General features: G+C 66.1%; 14 protein-coding genes, 1 tRNA gene and 1 pseudogene. 5 read left to right on the top strand and 11 right to left on the bottom strand.

Features of this window, described 5'->3' with window-relative positions:
* Positions 1–84: 84 nt before the first annotated feature.
* Positions 85–381 (top strand): LuxR C-terminal-related transcriptional regulator, encoded by a 297-nt coding sequence (locus RIT73_RS09050; RefSeq protein WP_309131745.1) that lies wholly within the window; start codon positions 85–87, stop codon positions 379–381.
* A 279-nt stretch (positions 382–660) separates the two neighbouring features.
* Here RIT73_RS09050 and RIT73_RS09045 read toward each other — a convergent pair whose 3' ends face one another.
* On the bottom strand, positions 661–1272 hold the full coding sequence (locus RIT73_RS09045; protein WP_309131744.1) for a helix-turn-helix domain-containing protein: 612 nt from the start codon (positions 1270–1272) through the stop codon (positions 661–663).
* 79 nt (positions 1273–1351) lie between these two features.
* Here RIT73_RS09045 and RIT73_RS09040 point away from each other — a divergent pair, with 79 nt between their 5' ends.
* A complete protein-coding gene (locus tag RIT73_RS09040) occupies positions 1352–1924 on the top strand; it encodes a hypothetical protein (protein WP_309131743.1) in 573 nt (190 codons plus the stop codon).
* 91 nt (positions 1925–2015) lie between these two features.
* Here RIT73_RS09040 and RIT73_RS09035 read toward each other — a convergent pair.
* Positions 2016–2088, bottom strand: a tRNA-Ala gene (locus RIT73_RS09035).
* Between the two features lie 150 nt (positions 2089–2238).
* On the opposite strand from RIT73_RS09035, the gene RIT73_RS09030 reads away from it, so the two are divergent.
* The gene (locus RIT73_RS09030; RefSeq protein WP_309131742.1) at positions 2239–3447 is read left to right on the top strand and encodes an FAD-dependent oxidoreductase; all 1209 of its coding nucleotides are present in this window, start codon (positions 2239–2241) and stop codon (positions 3445–3447) included.
* 31 nt (positions 3448–3478) lie between these two features.
* Entirely contained in the window at positions 3479–4192 is a 714-nt protein-coding gene (locus tag RIT73_RS09025) for an alpha-ketoglutarate-dependent dioxygenase AlkB (protein WP_309131741.1), read from the top strand.
* Positions 4193–4206: 14 nt separating this feature from the next.
* Here the strand turns inward: RIT73_RS09025 and RIT73_RS09020 are convergent, their stop codons facing one another.
* From RIT73_RS09020 to RIT73_RS08995, 6 genes are read right to left on the bottom strand one after another with little or no spacing between them, the layout of a single operon-like run.
* Positions 4207–4605: a monovalent cation/H(+) antiporter subunit G gene (locus RIT73_RS09020; protein WP_309131740.1), complete on the bottom strand. Its 399-nt coding sequence runs from the start codon at positions 4603–4605 to the stop codon at positions 4207–4209.
* Positions 4605–4865: a transporter gene (locus RIT73_RS09015; RefSeq protein WP_309131739.1), complete on the bottom strand. Its 261-nt coding sequence runs from the start codon at positions 4863–4865 to the stop codon at positions 4605–4607. Before RIT73_RS09015 ends, RIT73_RS09020 begins: the two co-directional genes overlap by 1 nt.
* Positions 4862–5362 (bottom strand): Na+/H+ antiporter subunit E, encoded by a 501-nt coding sequence (locus RIT73_RS09010; protein WP_309131738.1) that lies wholly within the window; start codon positions 5360–5362, stop codon positions 4862–4864. Before RIT73_RS09010 ends, RIT73_RS09015 begins: the two co-directional genes overlap by 4 nt.
* Complete coding sequence (locus RIT73_RS09005; RefSeq protein ID WP_309131737.1) at positions 5359–6876, bottom strand: monovalent cation/H+ antiporter subunit D family protein; 1518 nt, start codon at positions 6874–6876, stop codon at positions 5359–5361. Before RIT73_RS09005 ends, RIT73_RS09010 begins: the two co-directional genes overlap by 4 nt.
* The gene (locus RIT73_RS09000) at positions 6873–7205 is read right to left on the bottom strand and encodes a cation:proton antiporter subunit C (protein WP_309131736.1); all 333 of its coding nucleotides are present in this window, start codon (positions 7203–7205) and stop codon (positions 6873–6875) included. Before RIT73_RS09000 ends, RIT73_RS09005 begins: the two co-directional genes overlap by 4 nt.
* Positions 7202–10297: a DUF4040 family protein gene (locus tag RIT73_RS08995; protein WP_309131735.1), complete on the bottom strand. Its 3096-nt coding sequence runs from the start codon at positions 10295–10297 to the stop codon at positions 7202–7204. Before RIT73_RS08995 ends, RIT73_RS09000 begins: the two co-directional genes overlap by 4 nt.
* 105 nt (positions 10298–10402) lie before the next feature.
* Here RIT73_RS08995 and RIT73_RS08990 point away from each other — a divergent pair, with 105 nt between their 5' ends.
* Positions 10403–11539: a glycosyltransferase family 1 protein gene (locus RIT73_RS08990; protein ID WP_309131734.1), complete on the top strand. Its 1137-nt coding sequence runs from the start codon at positions 10403–10405 to the stop codon at positions 11537–11539.
* 60 nt (positions 11540–11599) lie between these two features.
* Here RIT73_RS08990 and RIT73_RS08985 read toward each other — a convergent pair whose 3' ends face one another.
* The 3 genes and pseudogenes from RIT73_RS08985 to RIT73_RS08975 all read right to left on the bottom strand — a co-directional run.
* The gene (locus tag RIT73_RS08985; RefSeq protein WP_309131733.1) at positions 11600–12199 is read right to left on the bottom strand and encodes a histidine phosphatase family protein; all 600 of its coding nucleotides are present in this window, start codon (positions 12197–12199) and stop codon (positions 11600–11602) included.
* Positions 12196–12579 (bottom strand): ribosome silencing factor, encoded by a 384-nt coding sequence (gene rsfS, locus RIT73_RS08980; protein WP_309131732.1) that lies wholly within the window; start codon positions 12577–12579, stop codon positions 12196–12198. The genes RIT73_RS08985 and rsfS overlap by 4 nt, the downstream gene beginning before the upstream one ends.
* 18 nt (positions 12580–12597) lie before the next feature.
* Positions 12598–13498 (bottom strand): annotated as a pseudogene (locus tag RIT73_RS08975) (hypothetical protein); the annotation flags it as partial.

Here is a 13498-nt window from a genome sequence, read left to right as displayed (position 1 = left end):
CTCCGGAGGCCCGGAGAAGGTCACAAGGGTGCCCATCGCAATCACCATCAGAACGAGCTGGCCGCGAGATCAGCGGGAGCCACCGTGCGGCGTCCTCGACGAAATGGAGGCCACTCGGCAGATTCTCGCGGACTCCGCCGAACATCGCCCGCGGATCACGTGTCTCGAGCCCCTGCGGCGTTCCCCCGAGCGGACCAGCTCAAGGATCGTGAAATCCAGATCATGAGGCTCGTTGCGAAAGGGCTGTCCAATGCCGAGATCGGCTCTGAGCTCTGCCTCAGCGAATCAACGGTCAAGACTTACGTGTCGCGGCCGCTCACGACCCTGGAACTGCGAGACAGAGTGCAGATCGCCGTCATGGCCTACGAATCGGACTGGTGATTCCGGGAGGATGAACAGGAGACCGGGTCTGCGCAGAGAACTGCCATGGCAGCGATGAACACGCTCGGTCCGCGTCCCCTCGGCCACTTCGACGGTGGCCGAACACTCGTGTTCGGCGATGCCGACTCCGGTGCTTCGATTCCAGCGGAGCGGTGACGCCGAGCGGGTGCTTATAGCACGTTCGAGGAACCTCTCGAGAAGACCGCGCTGGTCGAGGATCTCGAAACAACGCGCATGCAGTCCCATCGTCAAGCCGCCCCAGGTCGGGTGCTCGGCGGATCACTTTTCGACGAGGAGCTGCTGGCTGAGCGTTTTCGCCAGCCACTGCTCGAAGGCATCAGGGGTCCACCCACGTTCGACAGTGAGCTCGTGCCACAGCCCTTCTGTGGAGAACGCCCACAGCAGATCGGTGGCGATTGTGACATCGAGGCCAGGGGCGAGGTGTTCGCGCAGGCCGTCGACGAATTCGCGGAACGCACGCGCACGATGGTCGAGGACACGCCGATGAGCCTCAGCTACAGCTGGGTCGGATCGCGCCGCCTCGCGATGGATTGCGATCACGTCGGAGCTGGTCTCCATCTGTCTCCGAATCAGCTTTGCCCACAGCTCGAGCCGCCGACGGGGTGACGGCTCGGCGGCGGCCTGATCCATCAGTCCGCCGATATCGGCGTCCCGAACCATCGTTTCGCGCATGGCTTTGAGGATCGTGCGCTTGTTGCCGAACACCGCGTAGACGGTCGGAGTTGCAACACCGGCATCCTCAGCTATCGCCTCAACTGTCGCACCTGACCAGCCGCGTTCGGTCATCAGCCGACGCGCGGCGGCGACGATGCGTTCGCGCGTCATCTGAGCCTGGCGCTGACGATAGTTCAAGCCGATATGCGTAGCCATTCACTCAACTATAGCCATTGATTATTCGGTAGATGAGGAGTATACCGAATATAGCAGAACTATATCCGATGGAGGAGCCATGCAAAGAACAGACACGTTCTACGCCGCAGCCCTGGGGCTCGCAGCAATCATTTGGATCAGCAATGGGCTGACTGGGCTCGGCGCGATCGGCGAAAGTCGCGAATTCTACGTCATGGCTTCCGTATTCATATTCGCGCATGTGCTGGTGCTCGTCGGACTCGCTGGTCTGCTGCGCCGGGGAGTTGTCGGCGAGACGCACTGGGGTCGTGCGGGCCTCTATCTCGCCATGGCCGCCCGAATCGTCTTCATCGTCGCCGAGGTCGCATTGCTCATGCGCGGGCACGAACAGGACCTGGTGTTGTTGCCGATCGCCGCACTGGGGACAGCAGTCGGCATGGCAGTCGCCGGCGTTGCAGCTGTGCGGGAAGCTCAGTGGAAGGGCTGGACGCGATTCACTCCGCTGGTGATGGGGGCTTACCCATTCCTCTTCATGTTCCCGTTCGTCATCACCACCGGCGAGCGACCTGATTTGGCCGTGTCACTGTGGGGCCTCACATACCTCGGCATAGCCGCAGGCTTCATTCGGCAGCCAGTCCCGTCGCCGACGGTGGGGATGTCCACTGCTTCGTGAACCAACCCGGTCCGAGCGAGGGGGACCGGCAGCCCGGAAATGAGAAATGTGTCGCGACATCGCAGGAACGATGTCGCGACACATCACAGGGTGGAGCTAAGGGGAATTGAACCCCTGACCTCTTCATTGCGAACGAAGCGCTCTACCAACTGAGCTATAGCCCCTGACGGGCATTACTCTACGCCCGCGTGCGGGAAAATTTCAAAATCTCCCCTGCTGCGCCCCCTCCCATGTCACGAAGCGACACCCGTTTGACTCGTCACCGGCCTCGGTCCAGGCTTGAACAAACCCCTAACGACACGGAGGCACGGGCAATGACGCAGCGATTCGGAACAGTGGTCATCGGAGCGGGAATCGGCGGAGGGCACGTCGTCAAGGAGCTTCGCGACCAGGGCTACGACAAGCCCATCGCCCTCATCGGCTCCGAATCGCTGCCGCCCTACCACCGCCCCGACCTGTCGAAGAAGGTCCTCGTCGAAGGCGTCGATCCGACCGAACTCGGACTCGAGGACGAGGGCTGGTATGCCGACAACGACATCACGACCTTCTTCGGCACCGACGCCACCGGACTCGACGCCGCGGCGCACACGGTCGAACTCGGCAGCGGAGAGGCCCTGAGCTACGAGAAGCTCGTGCTCGCCACCGGTTCGATCCCCAACGACCTCGATCTTCCCGGCTCGAGCCTCGACAACGTCGTGACGCTGCGCGATGCCGACGACGCCGAGGCGATCCGCGCCCGATTCTCCGAAGGTGCGAACGTCGTCATCATCGGCGGCGGATGGATCGGCCTCGAGGTCGCCGCTGCCGCCAAGTCCAACGGCGGCACCGTCACCGTCCTCCTCCGCTCCACTCCCCCGCTCAAGTCCGCCCTCGGCGAGAAGATCGGACAGTACTTCGCAGACCTCCACACCAAGAACGGCGTCGTCTTCCGCACGGATGCCACGACCACTGGGTTCTCCGGCGCCGGAACCGTCTCCGGAGTCGAGACGAACAACGGATCCATTCCCGCCGATCTCGTCGTCGTCGGCATCGGCGCCGCTCCTGCGACTCAGCTCGCCGAGGAGGCCGGCCTCGCCCTCGACAACGGTGTCCTCGTCGACGAGCACTTGGTCTCCAGCGACCCGGACATCCTCGCGATCGGCGACATCGCCAACGCCCCGAACACGCTGCTCGGTCAGCGGCTGCGGGTGGAGCACTGGGACAATGCCGTGCGACAGGCCTCCGTTGCGGCCGCCACGATCTGCGGTCGGCAGCGCTCTTACGACTGGCAGCCGTACTTCTACACCGACCAGTTCGATCTCGGCATGGAGTACGTCGGCCATTCCGCGCCCGACGATGAGGTCGTCATCCGCGGCGACAAGTCGAGCGGTGAGTTCATCGCATTCTGGACCCGCGACTCCACGGTGACCGCGGCCATGAATGTCAACGTCTGGGATTACGGCGACGAACTGCGCGCCCTCGTCGGCAAGGATGTCGATTCCGCCCGCCTGCGGGACGAATCGGTTCCTGTCGGCGAACTCTGAGACGTAAACGGTCGCGAGCTTCTGCACGCTGATGAATGCGCTGTTCGCCGATGAGGCTTTCGACCGTCGGCCCCGAGTGATCGCACCCGGGGCCGTCTGGCTGCCCGGGTTCCTCGACGAAACGGCTCAGACCTGGCTGCTGCGCCAGTTCGAGGTCTGGCGCTCCGGCCCCGTGCCGGCGCATTCGACGATCATCGCCGGCCACCCGATGAGCGTGAAGACGATCGGGCTCGGCTGGCATTGGCGGCCGGGCCGCTACGAACGCGAGGCAAGCGACGTCAACAGGGAGCATGTGCTGCCGTTTCCCAGCTGGATGACGCGGCTGGGCCAGAAGGCCATCGCCTCGGCGGCCGAGGTTCTCACTCAGGACGAACCTGCAGCGGATCCGGCGGCTTGGGGGTTCAACGCGGCCGACTACTCCCCTGACGTCGCCCTCGTCAACTTCTACGACGAGAACGCGAAGATGGGGATGCATCAGGACAAGGACGAATCCGATCCCGCCCCCGTCGTCTCACTGTCCCTGGGCGACACCTGTCTCTTCCGGTTCGGAAACACGACGAACCGCAACCGTCCCTACGAAGACATCCGGCTGGCCTCCGGTGATGCCTTCGTCTTCGGCGGTCCCGCCCGCTTCGCCTACCACGGGGTGAGGGGCATCGTGGCGGACACGGCGCCGGCGTACGCTCGACTCGCTCACCTCGGCGGTGGGAGGATCAACATCACGATGCGCACGACGGGTCAGTGACCCACGAATCCTCCTCAGTCGCCGGTCTCCGGCGCTGCGTCGGGATCCTCGTCGACGACGCCGGCAGGCGGTGTGGCGAGACGGTTGGGTGCGGTCTTGCGGTGGATCGGCTGCCCGGAGAGCACACTCGAACGCGACAGGGTGTTGCTCGCCACCGAGGACACGATGATCAGGCACAGGACGGCGAGGATCGCGATGAACAGTGAGGTCCAGTCGAACCCCCGGTCGTCGAGCGTCCACACATAGGCGGCGACCACGATCAGCGGCATGCCCAGCCCAGTCGCGGGCGAGAACACGTTGATGCGCGACAGTGCGTCCCTGACCTTGAACATCGCCAGTGCGGAGCACAGGACGATCAGGGAGCCGGTGATCCCGAAGACTCCGACGAGGGTCGTGGCGAGAACGTCGTTCATCAGCGGTACCCCCTGGTCAGGATCCGGGACAGAGCAATGGTGGCGAGGATGCCGACCATTGAGGACAGGAAGATCCCGTCGAGGACGATCGACGACGACACGTGCATGCCGATGAACGTGAGCATCCCGATGGCGGAGAAGTAGACCAGGTCTCCGACCACGGCCCGCGAACCCATGTCCTTGGCTGTGAGCACACGGACGAGACCGACGACGATGGCGACGGCGAGGATGACGATGCAGATGGCGATGACGATGCTCATGACTGGTCCTCCCTGGTCGTCGGGTGCTCCGTCACCGGGTACCCCGCCGAGGTGTTCTCCGCGGCATTCTCCTCCGCGTTCTCTGCCGCCGCAGCGTTCTCCTGCTGCACCGAGTTCTCGACGCTGGCGGCGGTCCTGGCAGACCCCGCCGGTCCACGTCCCCTGGTCATCGCGAGCAGTCGTGACTCCATGTCGTAGAGGCCTTCCAAGGCGGATTCCTCGGAGTCCTCGAACAGGGCGTGGACGAAGAGCACCGGAGGGGTCGTCGAGGTGCCCGCGGCGATCGCGGTCACCAGGGTTCCCGGCGTGATCGTGATCGACGAGGCGAACAGGGTGACCTCCAGGTCGGTGGCGCAGCGCAGCGGCACTTCGACGATCATCGGCTGGGCGTACGGTTTGCCGACGCGGAAGAGCCGGGTGATGACCGTGACCGAACCGGTGATGATCGCCCAGGTGATGTAGCAGACGTAGGAGATGCCGTGGAGGATGCGCATCATGGCAGCGTCACCGCCTCGATGTAGGCGCGGTGGTCGAGCAGGGCGGCCGCAGCACGTCCCGTGATCTCGAGCAGGACTTCGGGTTGGAGGAAGATCGCCACCGACAGTCCGATGAGGATCGTTCCTGGGATGAGCAGCTTCGCCGGAACCCGGACATCGTCCGTGAGCGGAACGGCTGGTGCCCTGCCGGTGTCAGCGGAGTCCGGTCGGTAGGTCTGCATCGGGTGGCCCCAGAATGTGTTCCGCCAGGTGCGCTGCAGTGCGAGCAGGCTGACGAGGGAACCGAGGACGATCGTGACCACCAGCCACCAGCCCGCGGCCGAACCGTCCGCGGTCGCGGCGGTGATCAGACCCACCTTCCCCCACAGGCCGGAGGTCGGCGGCAGACCGATGAGGGAGAACAGGCCGAGGATCATCAGCACCGTCGCCCACCTCTCGCGACCGGCCAGGCCCGACAGCTTCTTGAACGAACCCGTGCCGTAGGTCTGCTCCACCGCGCCGATGACGAGCAAGAGCCCGCACATCGTGATCATGTGATGGATGAGGTAGAACGCACCCGCACTCAGCGCCGCAGAGGTCACCAGGGCCACACCGACGAGGATGTGCCCGACCCCGGCGGTCATCTGGAAGGCGAAGACGTTTCGGACCCGGTTCTGCCCGAATCCTGACAGTGATCCGAGGAGGATACCGAGGACGGCGAGGATGACGATGACCGCGGCCCAAGGCGCCGGTTCCCCGTAGACGGTGGTGTAGACGCGGTAGAGAGCGTAGAGGGCGACCTTCGAATGCAGGCCGGTGAACAGGGCCATCATCCCCGCCGAGGTGTTCGGGTAGCTGCGTACGAGCCAGCCGTGGAACGGCGCGCCGCCGGCCTTGATGATGAGCGAGAACAGGACCACGCCGACAGCCAGCGCCCCCTGCCCCGTCGGTGTGCCCATCTGCGCGAGGAACGCCAGATTCACGGTACCCGTGGCACCGTAGACGAAGCCGACGCCGACGAGCAGGAACGTCGAGGTGAGCAGGTTGACGATGACGTACATCCGACCCACGCCGAGGCGGCGCCAGGTGCCCGTGACCGCGATCAGCGCGTAGGCCGGCAGCACCATGACCTCGATGAACACGAAGTAGTTGAACAGGTCGCCCGTGAGCAGGGCGCCGTAGACGCCGGTCAGCATCATCAGGATGAGGGCCGGGACGAACCGGTACTGGTCCTCGCCGGTGGTGATGAGGAAGATGCAGCTGACGAGCGCGGTCAGTGAGGTGAGCACCAGCATCAGCGCGGCGAAGGTGTCGGAGACGAACGGGATTGCGAGCCCGGGAACGAACCCGCCCACGGAATGGGCGATGACCGGCACATCCCGGTGGATGACGAGCAGCCAGGCGCCGCACGCGCCGACGAAGGCGGGAGACGCCAGGAGCAGGAAGCGGTCGAAGTTCCGGGACGTGATGAGCACACTCAGGGCCGCCGCCAGAAGCGGGACGCCGACGATGACGAGCAGGAAGGAGGAGTTCACGATTCGCGGACCTCCCCTGTCTCGGGGGCGCGCTTCTGATCGTCGTCGTGACCGATCACGGCCAGGGCGAGCATGAAGATCGTCACCGCGAGGGTGATGACGATGGCCGTGAGCACGAAGGCCTGCGGCAGCGGGTCGGCGGCCAGGCTCTGGTCCCCGCGGCCGGACAGCGGTTCGACGCGCCAGGCGCCCACTCCGGCGGAGAGCAGGATGAAGTTCGCGGCATGCGAGACCAGGGTGAGCCCGAACACGGCGCGGACCATCGATCGCTGGAGCATGAGATAGACCCCGCCCGCGGTCAGCACACCGATCGTGAGGGCGAGGATCATCGCAGTTCCTCCTGCTGGTCGGTCGGTTGGTTCGGCGGGGTGAATGGGTCCTCGGCTCCGGGTGCGGACCGGACGGGCTCCCGCGGCGGGTCGCCGTGGAGCATGTGGGTCGAGCGCCACGTCACCTTCTCGTCTTTGATCCGCTGACGCTGCCTCCATGTCTTCTCCGGCCGTTCGCCGCGGATCGCCTCCATCGGTCCGACCAACTCTCCGTAGATGAGCTCGTCCGCGCGTTCGCGGGTCCGTTCGACGTCCCGGTGGATGATCCCGTTGGTGAGCACGTCGTCCCCGGCCGGTGTGGCTGCGGAGTCGGAGACGCCGAGCAGGTTGAAGGAGAGCAGGATGAGTCCGAGTACGGCGAGGTAGACGCCGACGTCGAAGAGCATCGACGTGGTGAAGTGCTGGCCGAGGATGTAGCCGTGGAGCGGTTCGAGGAATGAACCGGCGAAGGCGAGACCGATGAAGCCGGTGGCAACGGCGATGCCGACGCCGCCGCCGATGAGGAACAGTGGGGCGCGGGGATGGCCGATCGCCCGGTCCTTGGCGGTGGACATGTAGAGCAGCCCGATGATGGCCGCACCGACGAGCGCGGCGATGAAGCCGCCTCCGGGTTCGTTGTGACCGCGCCAGAAGATCAGCGCCGAGGAGATGGCGAGCAGCGGACCGAGCACTTTGATCGTCAGCTGCTGAGGAATGACGTTGGGCCAGGATTCGTGGACCGCGCGGTAGGCGGTGGTGCCCTTCGGACGGATCGCCACCCACGCCCGGCGCGGCGGCTCCGGGATGTTCTCCGCCGGCGGGTCGAGGAACTTGTCCTTGACCGTCGACATCACCGCGACGATGGCGATGCCGGCCATCCCCAGCACCGTGAGCTCGCCGAGCGTGTCCAGGGCGCGGAACTCGACGAGGATCGTGTTGACGATGTTCTTTCCGCCACTGATGTCCGGTGCTTTGTCGATGTAGTACATGGCCAGGTCGGACCGTTCCCGCCGGCCGTTGAGCACGAAGGTGAGCAGCGTGACCGCGGCGCCGACGCAGATCGCGAAGATGATGCGGGTGCTCTGCACGCGTTTGGGGTAGCGCCAGAAGGAACGCGGCAGCTTCTGAAGCACGAGCATGATGACGATGATCGTCATCGCTTCGACGAGCAGCTGTGTCAGGGTCACGTCGGGGGCGCCGAGGGCGAGGATCTGCACAGTGGCGAGGATGCCGACGGCCGAGAGCGCCACGACCGTGGTCAGGCGGGAGTGGGAGACGCAGACGACGAGCACAGCGACGGTGATGAGCACGAGCAGCACGATGTCGATGGGGCGGGACAGGTTCGACTGCACCGGGGGCAGGCCGGCGAAGATCGCCGGAACCGAGGCGTAGGTGAGGAAGGCCAGTCCGCCGAGCGAGATCGCGACATAGGGCCCGGCGTTGACGGGTCGCGCGAACACGGCCAGTCCCCTGCCGATGCGGTGCAGACCGGCCTCGATGCCGGCGATGACGTCCGCGCCGTCGAACTTCGGGCAGGCACGGTGGAAGAATGCGAACACCTTCGACCGGTTGAGGATGATGACGACTCCGATGCCGATGATGAGCAGGGAGGCGATGAGTTCGACGGTGACGCCGTGCCACAGGGCCAGGTGGACGTGCTCAGTCGCACCAGGGATGGCCGCAGCGACCGCCAGGTCCAGCGGATGGTCGAAGAGGAAGAGCAGGAAGCTCAGCGGCACCGAGGCGACGATCGGCAGTCCCGCGAAGATGAGCATCACCGGCGAATTGTGCCCGAGGTCGCTGCGGTCGACCCTCTTGCCGTCGATGAACGCTCCCCACACGCTCTTCGCGCAGTAGGTGAAGGTGAGCACCGAGGCGCCGACCGCCACGGCGAGGGCGAGCCAGCCGACCCAGACGGGCCCCGGGGCTTCGGTGAGCGCGGTGAAGATCGACTCCTTGGACACGAAGCCGAACAGCGGTGGAACTCCGGCCATGGTGGCGGCGCCGAGGATCATCACCGTGAATGCACCGGGTGCCGCGCCTGCCAATCTCGGGATCCGGGTCAGCTCCCTGGTCCCGGCGAGATGGTCGACGACGCCGACCATCATGAACAGTCCCGACTTGAACATGGCGTGGGCGATGACGTGGAGGGTGGCGGCGGCGATCGCGGCTTCCGTGCCCACTCCGATCGCTGCGGTGATGAGACCGAGCTGCGAGACCGTCGAGTAGGCCATCAGCTTCTTGAGATCGTGCTGATTGAGGGCGAACCAACCGCCGATGCAGGCGGTCACGAGACCGGAGAGGATGAGGATCGTGTTCCAGATCGCGACGTCGTGGAAGGCAGGTGAGAACCGGAGCATGAGGAAGATGCCGGCTTTGACGACCGCGGCGGCGTGGAGATACGCGGAGACCGGCGTGGCGGCGGCCATCGCGTCGGGCAGCCAGGAGTGGAAGGGGAACTGGGCCGACTTGGTCATCCCGGAGACCGCGACGAGGATCGCCACCAGAGTGGTCACCGCCGGCGACTGTCCCCACACTTCGGAGGTCAGCGCCTGGTGCAGGTTCGTCGTCCCGGTGGCCGCGATCGTCACGCCGGTGGCGACGAGCAGGGTGAGACCGCCGATGAATGTCATCAACATCGTCCGCAGCGCCGGTGCCTGTCCCGGGGAGCCGGAGCGGGCGATGAGGAAGAAGGACGCCATCGACGTCAGCTCCCAGCACACGAACAGCACGAGGAGGTCGTTGGTGAGGACGAGCCCGACCATGGAGAACGTGAAGATCACCATCAGCCAATAGAAGCTCGTGCTTCTCTCCTTCGGCAGGTAGGCCGTGGAGTAGAAGAAGACGACGGCCCCGATCACGAGGGTGATGTAGGTGAAGACGACACCGAGGCCATCGGCGCGCAGGGCGAGTTCGACCCCCAGGGACGGAGCCCAGTCGACAGTCTGCTCGGGAGCGTTGCCGGCCATCACCTCGGCGGCGGTGGGGGTGAAGATCCCGGCCACGGCCAAGTATCCGATCCCCAGCGGCCAACCGCTGCTCCGGCCCATGAACCGGGTGACGAAAGGGGTGATGGCGACGAGTGCAGCAAGTGCGATAATCGTTACGATCACAGCCGAAGCCCCCAGGCTTCGGACGCAGGTGCTGGTACTTTCACTCACTGGCCCTTCGTCGCGGCGTTCGCCTATCGAGTGTTCAGACTATCGACTCGGAGTTCCATGAGCAAAACCTCAGACGCCCCTCAGGACCCTAAGACCATCAAGGTCTTCTTCGACGCCCGGTTCACCCGCACCACCCACCATGACGGGATCTCGCGCTACGGCGCCTGCCTGCTCGAGGCCCTGCTCGCGGCGACGAACGGGCCCGACTCGGACATCGAGGTCACTGCGATCATCCACGACGAGGCCCAGTTGGCGTTGCTGCCCGAGTGCCGGTCGGTCAGGCTGACCGACCCGACCTCCCCGGCGGAGCTGTTCGTCGCCGGCAGGCTCAACGCCCTGGGCGCCGATGTCGTGTTCTCGACGATGCAGGTGATGGGCTCGGCAGGACGCCGGTACGGACTCATCCTCACCGTCCACGACCTCATCTACTACTCGCATCCTCAGCCCCCGGGCGATCTGCCGGCAGCGCTCCGCCTGCTCTGGCGCCTCTACCACCTCAGCTATGCCCCGCAGCGTCTCCTCCTCGACCGTGCCGACGCCATCGCCGCGGTGAGTGCGACGACGCAAGATCTCATCGCCGACCATGCGCTGACGAAGCGGCCGGTGACCGTGGTGTCCAATGCCGCCGAGGTGACGGCTTCCGAGCCGCGTACCGTGACCAGGCATGATGCGAAGACCCTCGTGTACATGGGAGCGTTCCTGCCGTACAAGAACGTCGAGACCCTGATCCGGGCTCTCGAGCACCTGCCGGGATGGACGCTGCATCTGGCCAGCCGGATCGGGGGACGGCGAGAGGCGCAGCTGCGCGCGCTCGTGCCCGATCGGGCCCGGGTGGTCTTCCACCGTGGCGTCTCCGAGGACGAGTACGCACAGCTGCTCGCCGAGGCGACGGCGCTGGTCACCGCATCGAAGGAGGAGGGCTTCGGCCTGCCGGTGATCGAGGCGATGGCTCAGGGCGTGCCGGTGGCAGTCTCGGACATCCCGATCTTCCATGAGATCGCCGCGGAGGCGGCCCTCTACTTCGATCCGGACGACCCGGCCTCGGTCGCCGAGACGATCGTTGAGCTCACCGAAGCCGAACGCTGGGCTGCTCAGTCGCGGGCGGGGCTCGAGCAGTCGCAGCGATTCGATTGGGCGAGTTCCGCGCAGGCACTCATCGAGATGATCCGGTCGGTCCACGCCGGGCGGAAATGACGAGCAGCCTCACAGTCGGCGACTGTGAGGCCGGCTCGCAAGGGGCGTTGAGGCCGAAGGTCAGAGAACGGGACCGGCGCCCCAGCTGCGCAGGACCCAGTTGCTTCCGGTGTAGCCGAACTCGCCGTGGCCGCAGTTGCCCAGCACCGCCAGACGGCCGGATCCACTCATGTCGAGGAGGATCTCGGCTGCGGCTCGCAGAACCGCCCCGTGGGCGACGATGGCGATCGTCTCGGCGTCGGAGTCCCTGACGATCTCGGTGATGGCCGTGGCCACACGTTGACCGGACTCGCTGCGCGACTCTCCCCCGGGCGGTTTCGTGTCCGCCCCGGCGACCCAGCCGTGGAGTTCATCAGCCCACTTCTCGACGATCTCGTCGCGAGTCAGCCCTTCCCAGTCCCCGAAAGAGCTCTCACGCAGCCGCGAGTCCCGGGTGGCGGTGAGTCCGAGCAGGTCGGCAAGGTGGTCCGCCGTGACGGCCGCACGGGCCAGGTCCGAGGAGACGATGACCTCGGGTGCGAGCTCGCTGAGGCAGGCCGCGGCCGCCGTGGCCTGGCGGTGGCCCAGTTCGTTGAGCGGGATGTCCGTCTGACCCTGGAACCGGCGTTCGACGTTGTAGTCGGTCTGACCGTGCCGCCAGAAGATGACGGTCTTGGTCATTGAGCGTCGTCGCTGCGGGCGGGCAGCTGCAGGTCGATGACCGGGCAGTCCTTCCACAGTCGTTCCAGCGCGTAGTACTCGCGCTGCTCGGCGGAGAAGACATGGACGACGATGTCACCGAAGTCGAGCAGCACCCAGTCGCCTCCGCCGCGGCCTTCGCGTCGCAGCGGCTTGCGTCCGTGCGTCTTCTGCAGCGCCTCTTCGACCGCATCGACGATCGAGGAGATCTGACGCTCGTTCTCCGCGGAGATGATGAGGAACGCATCCGTGATGTAGAGGGTGGCACTGACGTCGAGTGCGACCAGGTCGGAGCCGAGTTTCTCATCCGCGGCCAGCGCCGCGGTCCTCAGCAGTCGGGTTGATTCTTCGATCTCGCTCACAAGATCCTTTCGTGGGTTCTAAAGCAGCATCACGAGTGCTACGACGATGAGGGCGATCGCCACCAGGGCGGCGACGCCGAGCACGATGTAGGGCAGTTTGGACGGTTCTTCGCCGACGAGGATGCGTCCGTCGTTGCCGGTCACCGCAGCGGCGCGGACGCGGGTTCCCGGTGGGTTCTCCGTCTCCTCGTCCTCGTAGTCGGAGTTGGGCAGCGACCAGGCTTCCGGTACGGCGTCCATCGGTCGGGTCTCGGGGTTGGCCGCCAATGCGCGAGCCGCGTCATCGGCGCTGACAGCGGTTGCGCCGGTTCCGGCTGAATCGGAACTGGCCGACTCCTGGCCGGCCGACTCAGCGCGGGCCGACTCCGGGCCGGACGCCGCAGTGTCGGCACCTGGGGTGCCGGCGCCTGCGGTGGCGGTCTCGGAGACTGCGGGCTGGGAGGCGGGTGCCTGGGAGCCGGCTGCCTTGGAGCCGGATCGTTTCTTCCCCGCGGTGCGGGATTCGCTCGACTCCGGTTCGGCGACCTTCGCCGAGGCGGCCGTGACGACGCGCACTCCGGCAGTCGTCGGCGGCTGCACGATCGGCATCCGCCTCGCCCGTGCGCGCGGCTGCGCCGCAGCGCCGTCACCCGATGTGCCCTCGTCCGCCGGAGCGTCGCTCGCCGCAGAGGCTGCGCCGGATGCAGCATTGTCGCCGGCAGACGGCGAACTCGCCGTCGACGGCGTGTCACCGGACTCCGCTCGCCGCACTCGCGGTGCCTCCGGTGCGGATTCCGCCCCAGTGGCCTTCGGCGAGTCGACAGGAGTGGGCCTGGGTGCCGAGTCCGGAGTCACCGGAGCCTCGAAATCCCGGGCGGCGACTTCGTCGGACGCTCCCCCGAAACCGGCGGTGTCATACGATTCGTGCTCAGCAGGCTCG

This window comes from Brevibacterium sp. (assembly GCF_031179145.1).
Classification (GTDB): domain Bacteria; phylum Actinomycetota; class Actinomycetes; order Actinomycetales; family Brevibacteriaceae; genus Brevibacterium.
This window is presented reverse-complemented; position numbering and strand designations above follow the sequence as displayed.

Bases quoted from the DNA above. Each gene is read 5' to 3' on its own strand.
- RIT73_RS08990 (WP_309131734.1), top strand. From the start codon at position 10,403: ATGAGCAAAACCTCAGACGCCCCTCAGGACCCTAAGACCATCAAGGTC.
- RIT73_RS09015 (WP_309131739.1), bottom strand. From the start codon at position 4,865: ATGAGCATCGTCATCGCCATCTGCATCGTCATCCTCGCCGTCGCCATC.
- RIT73_RS09030 (WP_309131742.1), top strand. From the start codon at position 2,239: ATGACGCAGCGATTCGGAACAGTGGTCATCGGAGCGGGAATCGGCGGA.
- RIT73_RS09020 (WP_309131740.1), bottom strand. From the start codon at position 4,605: ATGAACGACGTTCTCGCCACGACCCTCGTCGGAGTCTTCGGGATCACC.
- RIT73_RS09025 (WP_309131741.1), top strand. From the start codon at position 3,479: ATGAATGCGCTGTTCGCCGATGAGGCTTTCGACCGTCGGCCCCGAGTG.
- RIT73_RS09000 (WP_309131736.1), bottom strand. From the start codon at position 7,205: ATGATCCTCGCCCTCACGATCGGTGTGCTGACCGCGGGCGGGGTCTAT.
- RIT73_RS08985 (WP_309131733.1), bottom strand. From the start codon at position 12,199: ATGACCAAGACCGTCATCTTCTGGCGGCACGGTCAGACCGACTACAAC.
- RIT73_RS09045 (WP_309131744.1), bottom strand. From the start codon at position 1,272: ATGGCTACGCATATCGGCTTGAACTATCGTCAGCGCCAGGCTCAGATG.
- RIT73_RS09040 (WP_309131743.1), top strand. From the start codon at position 1,352: ATGCAAAGAACAGACACGTTCTACGCCGCAGCCCTGGGGCTCGCAGCA.
- RIT73_RS09010 (WP_309131738.1), bottom strand. From the start codon at position 5,362: ATGATGCGCATCCTCCACGGCATCTCCTACGTCTGCTACATCACCTGG.